Origin of the sequence: Pseudomonas sp. PARCl1, from assembly GCF_947311875.1 — a bacterium.
In the GTDB taxonomy this organism is placed as follows: domain Bacteria; phylum Pseudomonadota; class Gammaproteobacteria; order Pseudomonadales; family Pseudomonadaceae; genus Aquipseudomonas; species Aquipseudomonas juntendi.
This window is the reverse complement of sequence record NZ_CAMZMX010000079.1, coordinates 1-9,768: the sequence shown is the minus strand read 5'-3', so window position 1 is coordinate 9,768 and position 9,768 is coordinate 1. Positions and strand designations below refer to the sequence as shown.

Annotated in this window: 8 protein-coding genes; 2 read left to right on the top strand and 6 right to left on the bottom strand. The window is 62.5% G+C overall.

The genetic code is table 11. The features are described 5' to 3' along the window. Nucleotides 1-207: 207 nt before the first annotated feature. A complete protein-coding gene (locus QME24_RS24160) occupies nucleotides 208-1,092 on the bottom strand; it encodes a LysR substrate-binding domain-containing protein (RefSeq protein WP_009681497.1) in 885 nt (294 codons plus the stop codon). 151 nt (nucleotides 1,093-1,243) lie between these two features. Here QME24_RS24160 and QME24_RS24155 point away from each other — a divergent pair, with 151 nt between their 5' ends. Then, entirely contained in the window at nucleotides 1,244-4,264 is a 3,021-nt protein-coding gene (locus QME24_RS24155; RefSeq protein WP_009681496.1) for an FAD-binding and (Fe-S)-binding domain-containing protein, read from the top strand. Nucleotides 4,265-4,308: 44 nt separating this feature from the next. Here QME24_RS24155 and QME24_RS24150 read toward each other — a convergent pair whose 3' ends face one another. The 4 genes from QME24_RS24150 to phhA all read right to left on the bottom strand — a co-directional run bounded on the left by QME24_RS24150 (nucleotide 4,309) and on the right by phhA (nucleotide 7,144). Next, nucleotides 4,309-5,496, bottom strand: coding sequence for an MFS transporter (locus tag QME24_RS24150; protein ID WP_054904770.1), 1,188 nt, complete (start codon nucleotides 5,494-5,496; stop codon nucleotides 4,309-4,311). Between the two features lie 90 nt (nucleotides 5,497-5,586). Further along, nucleotides 5,587-5,715, bottom strand: a complete 129-nt coding sequence (locus tag QME24_RS24145) for a hypothetical protein (RefSeq protein WP_009681494.1) — start codon at nucleotides 5,713-5,715, stop codon at nucleotides 5,587-5,589. 244 nt (nucleotides 5,716-5,959) lie between these two features. After that, on the bottom strand, nucleotides 5,960-6,316 hold the full coding sequence (locus QME24_RS24140) for a 4a-hydroxytetrahydrobiopterin dehydratase (protein ID WP_009681493.1): 357 nt from the start codon (nucleotides 6,314-6,316) through the stop codon (nucleotides 5,960-5,962). 39 nt (nucleotides 6,317-6,355) lie between these two features. Next, entirely contained in the window at nucleotides 6,356-7,144 is a 789-nt protein-coding gene (gene phhA, locus QME24_RS24135) for a phenylalanine 4-monooxygenase (RefSeq protein WP_009681492.1), read from the bottom strand. A 254-nt stretch (nucleotides 7,145-7,398) separates the two neighbouring features. Between phhA and QME24_RS24130 the strand changes: the two genes are divergently transcribed. Next, nucleotides 7,399-8,958, top strand: coding sequence for a sigma-54-dependent phenylalanine hydroxylase transcriptional regulator PhhR (locus tag QME24_RS24130; RefSeq protein ID WP_009681491.1), 1,560 nt, complete (start codon nucleotides 7,399-7,401; stop codon nucleotides 8,956-8,958). An 83-nt stretch (nucleotides 8,959-9,041) separates the two neighbouring features. On the opposite strand, the gene QME24_RS24125 is transcribed toward QME24_RS24130, so the two are convergent. Next, entirely contained in the window at nucleotides 9,042-9,296 is a 255-nt protein-coding gene (locus QME24_RS24125) for a DUF2790 domain-containing protein (protein ID WP_009681490.1), read from the bottom strand. Between the last annotated feature and the right edge of the window lie 472 nt (nucleotides 9,297-9,768).

Here is a 9,768-nt window from a genome sequence, read left to right as displayed (position 1 = left end):
CGCCGTACAAACAAGGCGGCCGCGCGCGCCTGTCACAGGCGTTACTGGCCCGAAACAAACGTAGGAGCGAGCGCAGCTCGCGATGCGCCGCGCGGGCGGCGCTCGATCTCACAGGCGCTGAAGATGCTCCGGCTACCCTTGCCAGAAACCATAGAATCTCCTACAGGTACTGCACAGGGCTTGGGGCCTATGCGGTCGAGGCAGGACTCAGATCTGCTCCAGCAACCACCCCCTGAACGCCCGCAACGACGGTAATGCCTCATTCCTCGGCGGGTAGATCAGGTAGTAACTGCGCTGGCTGGCAAAAGCTGTTCCGGGGCTGTGCAGTTCACCCTTGGCCAGTTCTTCTTCCACGAGAATACGCGGTACCAGCCCGATGCCGATCCCGGCGCGCACGGCCTGGATCAGGTGCGAGGTGAGCTCGAAACTCGGCCCCAGGCGCATCGCCCGGTGCGGCAGGCCATGGTGGGAAAACCACTCGCCCCAGGCATGCGGGTTGTTGGCCACGTTCAGCAGCACCTCTTCGCTGATGCTGGCGGGGCTCCAGCCCTGGCGGTCGGCGCTGGCCTGCGGCGGTACGATCACCACCAGTTCCTCGGCATGCAGGCGATGGCAGACCAGCCCGGGCAGGTCGTGGCTGGCCACGCCAATGGCGGCATCGATCTCGCTGGTTTCGAAATTAATGGCTTCGATGCGTGAGTGAATGTGCACCAGCATGCCTGGGTGCGCGCTGTAGAACGCATGCAAGCGCGGCAACAGCCATTTGGAGCCGAAGGTGGGCAGGGTGGCCAGGCGCAAGGTGCCGACCCCGGACTGGTAAGCCAGCGCTTGCAGGGTGGCGCTGCGGATGCGCCCCAGCGCCTCGCTGAGCTCGCCCTGGTACAGCCGGCCGACATCGGTCAGTTGCACCTGGCGCCCTTCACGGCGGAACAGGGTCAGGCCCAGTTGTTGTTCCAGTGCCTGCACCTGCCGGCTGACCGCGCTCTGGGTCAGTGACAGTTCGGCAGCGGCGCGGGTGTAGCTTTCATGCCGGGCGGCGGCCTCGAATGCCAGCAGCAGCGACATGGACGGAGTCAGGTGGCGGTAATTCATTCATAAAAGTCATTGATAGCGGCAGGATTATCCGTTTGCCCCTGAGCGCAAACTACAGGAACATTGGCTTATACGTCACCCCCGCCTGGTTTGACCCATGCCGGGGCGACAGGAATCCCGTGAATAGCCAATATCAAGAGGCCATCCTTCGATGATCGCCCAGCTGCCAACCGTTGCACCCAGTGCCAACTACCCAGAATTCCTCGAAGCCCTGCGCAACAGCGGCTTCCGTGGCCAGATCAGCGCCGACTACGCGACCCGCACGGTGTTGGCCACCGACAACTCGATCTATCAGCGCCTGCCGCAGGCTGCGGTGTTCCCGCTGGATGCCGACGATGTGGCGCGCGTGGCCACGCTGATGGCCGAAGCACGCTTTCGGCACGTCAAGCTCACCCCGCGCGGCGGGGGCACCGGCACCAACGGCCAGTCGCTGACCGATGGCATTGTCGTCGACCTGTCGCGGCACATGAACAACATCCTCGAAATCAATGTCGAGGAGCGCTGGGTGCGGGTGCAGGCCGGCACCGTGAAGGACCAGCTCAATGCTGCGCTCAAGCCGTACGGGCTGTTCTTCGCCCCTGAGCTGTCCACGTCCAACCGCGCCACCGTCGGCGGCATGATCAACACCGACGCCAGCGGCCAGGGCAGCTGTACTTATGGCAAAACCCGCGACCACGTACTGGAGTTGCACAGCGTGCTGCTCGGTGGCGAGCGCCTGCACAGCCTGCCGATCGATGAGGCCGCGCTGGAGCAGGCCTGTGCCGCGCCTGGCCGGGTGGGCGAGGTGTACCGCATGGCGCGGGACATCCAGCAAACCCAGGGCGACCTGATCGAGCGCACCTTCCCCAAGCTCAACCGCTGCCTGACCGGCTACGACCTGGCGCACCTGCGCGACGAACAGGGCCGTTTCAATCTCAATAGCGTGCTGTGCGGTGCCGAGGGCTCGCTTGGGTATGTGGTCGAAGCCAAGCTCAATGTGCTGCCGATCCCCAAGTACGCGGTACTGGTCAATGTGCGCTACACCAGCTTCATGGATGCCCTGCGCGACGCCAATGCGCTGATGGCGCACAAGCCGCTGTCCATCGAAACCGTGGACTCCAAGGTGCTCATGCTGGCGATGAAGGATATCGTCTGGCACAGCGTTGCCGAATACTTCCCGGCCGACCCCGAGCGGCCGACCTTGGGCATCAACCTGGTGGAGTTCTGCGGGGACGAGCCGGCGCAGGTCAATGCCAAGGTGCAGGCGTTCCTCCAGCACCTGCAGAGCGACACCAGTGTCGAGCGCCTGGGCCACACGCTGGCCGAGGGTTCCGAGGCCGTCACCCGTGTCTACACCATGCGCAAGCGCTCGGTGGGCCTGCTGGGTAACGTCGAGGGCGAGGTGCGCCCGCAACCTTTCGTCGAGGACACCGCGGTGCCGCCGGAGCAACTGGCCGACTACATCGCCGATTTCCGGGCCTTGCTCGATGGTTACGGCCTGGCCTACGGCATGTTCGGCCACGTGGATGCCGGCGTGCTGCACGTACGCCCCGCGCTGGACATGAAAGACCCGGCCCAGGCCGCGCTGGTCAAGCCGATTTCCGATGCGGTGGCGGCACTGACCAAACGCTATGGCGGCCTGTTGTGGGGCGAGCATGGCAAGGGCCTGCGTTCGGAGTACGTGCCGGAGTATTTCGGCGAACTGTACCCAGCACTGCAGCGCCTGAAGGGCGCCTTCGACCCGCATAACCAGCTGAACCCGGGCAAGATCTGCACGCCGCCCGACAGCGCCGAAGGCCTGACCAAGGTCGATGGCGTGACCCTGCGCGGCGACCTGGACCGCAGCATCGACGAACGGGTCTGGCAAGACTTCGGCAGCGCCGTGCACTGCAACGGCAACGGTGCCTGCTACAACTACGACCCCAACGACGCCATGTGCCCCTCATGGAAAGCCACCCGTGAGCGCCAGCACTCGCCCAAGGGCCGTGCCTCGCTGATGCGCGAATGGCTGCGCCTGCAGGGCGAAGCGAACATCGACGTGCTGGCTGCGGCGCGTAACAAGGTCTCGTGGCTCAAGGGCCTGCCGGCGCGCCTGCGCAACAACCGCGCACGCAACCAGGGCCAGGCCGACTTCTCCCATGAGGTGTATGACGCCATGGCCGGTTGCCTGGCGTGCAAATCCTGCGCTGGGCAGTGCCCGATCAAGGTCAACGTGCCGGACTTCCGCTCGCGCTTTCTGGAGTTGTACCACGGCCGTTATCAGCGCCCCTTGCGCGACTACCTGATCGGCTCGCTGGAGTTCACCATCCCCTACCTGGCACACGCACCGGGGCTGTACAACGCGGTGATGGGGTCGAAATGGGTGAGCAGGCTGCTGGCCGAAAAGGTCGGCATGGTCGACAGCCCATTGATCAGCCGCTTCAACTTCCAGGCCACCCTGACCCGCTGCCGTGTTGGCGTGGCCACGGTGCCGGCGCTGCGCGAATTGACCCCGGCCCAGCGCGAGCGCAGCATCGTGCTGGTGCAGGATGCCTTCACCCGTTACTTCGAAACGCCGTTGCTTTCGGCGTTCATCGACCTGGCCAACCGCCTCGGCCACCGGGTGTTCCTGGCGCCGTATAGCGCCAACGGCAAGCCGCTGCATGTGCAGGGGTTCCTCGGTGCATTCGCCAAGGCGGCGATCCGCAATGCCAGCCAGCTCAAGGCCCTGGCCGATTGCGGCGTGCCGCTGGTGGGCCTGGACCCGGCCATGACCCTGGTGTACCGCCAGGAGTACCAGAAGGTGCCGGGCATGGACGGTTGCCCGCAGGTGCTGCTGCCGCAGGAATGGCTGATGAATGTGCTGCCCGAACAGGCACCGACCGCGCCGGGCAACTTCCGCCTGATGGCGCACTGCACCGAGAAGACCAATGTGCCGGCCAGTACCCGCCAATGGGAGCAGGTGTTTGCCCGTTTGGGGCTGAAGCTGGTGACCGAGGCCACTGGCTGCTGCGGTATGTCCGGTACCTATGGGCATGAGGCGCGCAACCAGGAAACCTCGCGGACCATCTTCGAGCAAAGCTGGGCCACCAAGCTGGACAAGGAGGGCGAACCTTTGGCTACCGGGTATTCGTGCCGCAGCCAGGTCAAGCGCATGACCGAACGCCAGATGCGCCACCCGCTGGAAGTGGTGTTGCAGTACGCCCAGCGCTGACCTTCAGCGGTGCGGGCTGCCTTGCAGCCCAGCGCGGCGTCGTTTTACCGCGCCCGGGCCTGTTGAGCCTGCCGATACAGATACAGGCTCAGCAGCAGCCCACAGGCCGCAGCGGCGGCGGCAAACAGAAACATCGAGGCAAACCCGAACCCGGCCGCCACTGCGCCCACCAGAGGCCCGGTTACCCCCAGCGACAAGTCGATGAACAGCGAATACGCCCCCACCGCCGCCCCGCGGTTGGCCGCCGAGACCTGGTTCACTGCCTCGACGCCCAGCGCCGGGAATACCAGCGAAAAGCCAAACCCGCTCAGTGCTGCCCCGGCCAGCGCCAGCTCCGCGCTGGGCGCCAACCACAGCATCAGCAGCCCCAGCGTTTCTACCGCAAGGCAGGCAATGGCCACGCGAAACCCGCCAATCCGGTTGATCATGTTGCCGAACAGCAGGCGAGCACTGATGAAGCTGGCACCGAACAGGCTCAGTGTCAGTGCGGCATTGGCCCAGCCCTGGCTGGCGTAATACAGGGTGATGAAGGTGGCGATGGTGCCAAAGCCGATCGAGCCCAGGGCCAGCCCCGAGCCATGCGGGAAGACTTTGCCCAGCACGCTCAGGAACGGCAGGCGCACGCCATGGACGATGGGCGCAGCCTGTTTGGGCCAGGCCAGCAGCAGGCCGACCGCGCACAGCAGGATGATGCTCAGGCCCATGCTCCACAGCCCAAGGCCCTTGACCATCAGTACGCCCAGCGGCGCACCGATGGCCAAGGCGCCGTAGCTGGCAATGCCGTTCCAGGAAATCACTTTGGCCGTGTTGGCAGCCCCGACCCGGCCGATGCCCCAGCCTATCGAGCCCGAACCCACCAGGCTTTCGGCGCTGCCCAGCACCAGTCGGCCAGCCAGCAGGCAGGCCAGGCTCCACCCGGGCAGGTGGGTCAGGAAGGCGCAGGCCAGCATGAACACGCCGCTGATGCCGCAGCCGGCAAGGCCGTAGATCACGGCTTTCTTGCTGCCATGGTTGTCGATGATGCGGCTGGCGGCAGGGCGGCTGAGCAGGGTCGCCAGGTACTGCACGCTGATCACCAGGCCGGCGACGACGGTACTGAAACCCAGGTCGTTGTGTACGTAGCCGGGCAGTACGGCCAGCGGAATGCCGATGTTCAGGTAGCCAATGAAGGTGAACAGAACGATGGAGACGACTTGCAGGGTGACCGCAAGGGGGCGGGGTGAGTCGGGCATGAGGGCCTACATGGGTTCTGGACGGTGTGAAAACGTGCTGACGGGGGTGGCCCGCAGGTCAGCCGTTTTCACACAGTCGGGGATGCGCAGTTAGTCCTGGTCAGCGCTGGATTGATCGTCACCATCCTGCTCGACGGCAGCTGCCGGTTCGGCGTGGGCGGTCACGGTTGGCTCTTCTGGGTTCAGGCTTGGGAAGGGAAGATTCGGGATCTCATGCATCTCGTCGTTCCTCGCAAGTGTGAGTGAAAAGTCTGCGCCAGGCGCGTTTGAAGCTTTACAAAGCTGGGGCAGGATACACAAGTCTGGATGACAGTTTGGTTTTTTTCCCGCTCGCCGGTCGGGTTTGCGGGCGAACAGCGCACAACATCTGGCCGAAAAACGGCGGCTTTGTGGCGCGTTCGCCCGCCAGGCAGGGGTGGCGCAGGGCACCGGCCTTGCCGGTGTCAGTGGGGCAGTCGCGGCTTTACTTGCGGCCTTCAGCCGATTCCGCCACCTTGTCGGTGCGCGCACACATGATGAAGTCGTTGCGGTGCAGGCCCTTGATCGAGTGGCTCCACCAGGTCACGGTCACCTTGCCCCACTCGGTCAGCAGCCCGGGGTGGTGGCCTTCGGCTTCGGCGATTTCGCCAACGGCATTGGTGAACGCCAAGGCGTGCTTGAAGTTCTTGAACAGGAAGACGCGCTCCAGCTCCATATGGCCGTCACGTACTTCGATGTTCCAGTCCGGGATCTCGCGAATCAGTTCTGCCAGCTCTTCGTCGGTGACTTTCGGCGCGTCGGCGCGGCAGGCTTCGCAGTGGGCTTGGTTCAAGGCATTCATGGAATAGTTTCCGCTTCGAGTTGTTATCGGCAAGGTCGCTCAGGCAGCAACCTTGGGTGGAAATTTAGGCGCATGCAGGCCCAGCTGCATGGCGGTGTGGACCATGCCCATGATGTCCTCGTGGGCCAGGTCGAACAGGCGCTTCATGTTCGGCAGCACGAAGTACAGGGGCTGCAGGATGTCGATGCGGTACGGTGTACGCATGGCTTCGACGGGGTCGAAGGCCTGGTGCTCGGGTTCACCAGACAAGCAATATACGGTCTCTTTGGGCGATGAAAGAATGCCGCCACCGTAGATTTTGCAGCCTTGGGCGGTTTCCATCAGGCCGAATTCGATGGTCATCCAGTACAGGCGGGCCAGGTACACCCGTTGTTCCTTGGTCGCGGCCAGGCCCAGCTTGCCATAGGTGTGGGTGAATTCAGCGAACCAGGGGTTGGTCAGCAGCGGGCAGTGGCCAAAGATCTCGTGGAAGATGTCTGGTTCCTGCAGGTAGTCCAACTCCTGCGGGGTGCGAATGAAGGTCGCGACCGGGAAGCGCTTGCTGGCCAGCAGCTCGAAAAAGGTCTGGAAGGGGATCAGGGCAGGTACCCGGGCCACCTGCCAACCGGTGGTGGCGCCCAGCACCTTGTTGATTTCACCCAGCTGCGGAATGCGCTCATGGGGTAGGTTGAGTTGCTCGATACCGTCGAGGTACTCCTGGCACGCGCGGCCTTCGATCACCTTCAGCTGGCGGGTGATCAGGGTATTCCACACAGCGTGCTCTTGCTGGGGATAATCGATAAAACCATGCGCATCGGGCTCGCGGGCCACGTAGTGCGTCTGTTTCATAGGGCTCTCCTGGTGAGGGCTTTCTTGTTATGTACGGCACATACCCAAGCATTAGGCTTTTGCTCACCGCTTTGCACGGGGGCCTGGCTGCGTTGAAATGCCTCGCGGGGTGAAGATCGTAACGAAAATTTTACAAATTTCACGAGAGCGCGGAAAATACGCCGTATTCGGCTGGCGTTTGTTCGGTTTTTGTCAGCTTATCTTTACGAATTTTCTGCGCTGTGTTGAAAAACATCGGCGTTGCGAGAGCCCTTATGCGTATCAAAGTGCACTGCCAGAATCGCATTGGCATCCTGCGGGACATCCTCAACCTGCTGGTCGAGTACGGCATCAACGTGCTGCGCGGCGAGGTGGGGGGTGACCATGGCAACGCCATCTACCTGCACTGCCCGAACCTGGTCAATTTGCAGTTCCAAGCCCTGCGCCCGAAGTTCGAGGCCATTGCCGGGGTGTTCGGCGTAAAGCGCGTGGGGCTGATGCCCAGTGAGCGCCGGCACATGGAGCTGAACGCGCTACTGGGGGCCTTGGACTTCCCGGTGCTGTCGGTAGATATGGGCGGCAGCATCGTTGCGGCCAACCGTGCCGCAGCGCAGCTGTTGGGGGTACGCGTGGACGAGGTGCCGGGCATGCCATTGGCCCGCTACGTCGAAGATTTCGACTTGCCCGAGCTGGTGCGGGCGAACAAGTCGCGTATCAACGGCCTGCGCATCCAGGTCAAGGGTGATGTGTTTCTGGCCGATATCGCGCCGCTGCAGTCCGAGCATGACGAGAGCGAGGCGCTGGCCGGTGCCGTGCTTACCCTGCACCGTGCCGACCGCATTGGCGAGCGCATCTACAATGTGCGCAAGCAGGAGTTGCGGGGTTTCGACAGCATCTTCCAGAGTTCGCGGGTGATGGCAGCCGTGGTGCGTGAAGCGCGGCGCATGGCGCCGCTGGATGCGCCGTTGCTGATCGAGGGCGAGACCGGCACCGGCAAGGAGCTGCTGGCGCGGGCGTGCCACCTGGCCAGCCCGCGCGGGCAGTCGCCATTGATGGCGCTCAACTGTGCCGGGTTGCCAGAGTCGATGGCCGAGACCGAGCTGTTCGGCTATGGCCCGGGGGCATTCGAAGGGGCGCGGGCCGAGGGCAAGCTTGGGTTACTGGAACTGACTGCGGGGGGCACCTTGTTCCTTGACGGGGTGGGGGAGATGAGCCCGCGCCTGCAGGTCAAGCTGCTGCGCTTCCTGCAGGACGGGTGCTTCCGCCGGGTCGGCAGCGATGAAGAGGTATACCTGGATGTACGGGTGATCTGCGCCACCCAGGTGGACTTGTCCGAATTGTGTGCCCGTGGTGAATTCCGCCAGGACTTGTATCACCGCCTCAACGTGTTGTCGCTGCACATTCCGCCTTTGCGCGAGTGCATGGATGGCCTGGAAGGGCTGGTGCAGCATTTTATTGATCAGGCCAGCCGGCAGATCGGCTGCGCCTTGCCACGTTTGGCGCCGGCAGCCATGGACAAACTTGGGCAGTATCATTGGCCGGGTAATGTAAGGCAGTTGGAGAACGTTTTGTTCCAGGCGGTTTCATTATGCGAAGGCGGCGTGGTCAAGAGCGAGCATATTCGTTTGCCGGATTATGGCGTGCGCCAACCGCTGGGTGATTTTTCGCTGGAAGGGGATCTTTCGCAGATCGTCGGGCGCTTTGAAAAAGCGGTGCTGGAAAGTTTGATGGGCGAGTTTTCCAGTAGCCGGGCACTGGGAAAAAGATTGGGTGTTTCACATACCACCATTGCCAACAAGTTGAGAGATTATTCACTTAACAAGTCGGGCGATTAGGGGCGGGCAACAACTTTGGCACTGCTTTAAAGTTACAGGTATTGTGCCGCGAAGGGGCCCCGCAGGGCCCCGATTCAAGGTCTTCACCCGTTAGAGCAGCCGTTCCCCATCACGCGGTATTCGAGGATATGCTTCTGCCCTTGGGAGTCCTCGTAGGTCATGCGCGCTGGCACGACTTCGCACACATTGGGCACTTCGCTCATGGAAATGACGCGGGCAATGTCCAGGTGCTGAGAGTAACTGTATTGTTCAACCGGAATCTGCTCGGCATCTTTGGCTTCATCGGCCAGTGCCGCGCCGCAAAGACTACCCAGTACCAATACCAGTAAAGCTTTCATTTCAAATATACCTGTCTAAGGTCGTGAGGGGGCGCGCGGCGCTTGTGGCGCCGCGTGTACATCAAGTTTCAACTAACCAGATAAAGGGAGATCAACGTGCGCCTTCGTGGGGGCTGTTACCAGTTGTTAATCGCCTTGCCGTTGCTGGCGAAGTGAATTTTATGGCCGCCACCCGGGCCGAAACAGGGGGTGTTTTGATAAAGTCTTTTAACAGAATCTGTAACAATCCATCGTTCCGTGCGTTAAGCGGCATGCCAGGCAAGCTGTAAGGCTTGCGCCAGAGCCTTCTGCCGGTACGGCCGTACCAAATTACTACCAACGTCGAATGGCTTTTGTTGCTCTGGTACAGTTACAAACGGTTCCATACAAAAACAACTATTACACCGAGGTAACACAGATGAGTGCGGCTCCACTGTATCCCGTTCGTCCCGAGGTTGCGGCCACTACGCTGACCGACGAGGCCACTTACAAG

Bases quoted from the DNA above. Each gene is read 5' to 3' on its own strand.
- QME24_RS24160 (WP_009681497.1), bottom strand. From the start codon at position 1,092: ATGAATTACCGCCACCTGACTCCGTCCATGTCGCTGCTGCTGGCATTC.
- QME24_RS24155 (WP_009681496.1), top strand. From the start codon at position 1,244: ATGATCGCCCAGCTGCCAACCGTTGCACCCAGTGCCAACTACCCAGAA.
- QME24_RS24150 (WP_054904770.1), bottom strand. From the start codon at position 5,496: ATGCCCGACTCACCCCGCCCCCTTGCGGTCACCCTGCAAGTCGTCTCC.
- QME24_RS24145 (WP_009681494.1), bottom strand. From the start codon at position 5,715: ATGCATGAGATCCCGAATCTTCCCTTCCCAAGCCTGAACCCAGAAGAG.
- QME24_RS24140 (WP_009681493.1), bottom strand. From the start codon at position 6,316: ATGAATGCCTTGAACCAAGCCCACTGCGAAGCCTGCCGCGCCGACGCG.
- phhA (WP_009681492.1), bottom strand. From the start codon at position 7,144: ATGAAACAGACGCACTACGTGGCCCGCGAGCCCGATGCGCATGGTTTT.
- QME24_RS24130 (WP_009681491.1), top strand. From the start codon at position 7,399: ATGCGTATCAAAGTGCACTGCCAGAATCGCATTGGCATCCTGCGGGAC.
- QME24_RS24125 (WP_009681490.1), bottom strand. From the start codon at position 9,296: ATGAAAGCTTTACTGGTATTGGTACTGGGTAGTCTTTGCGGCGCGGCA.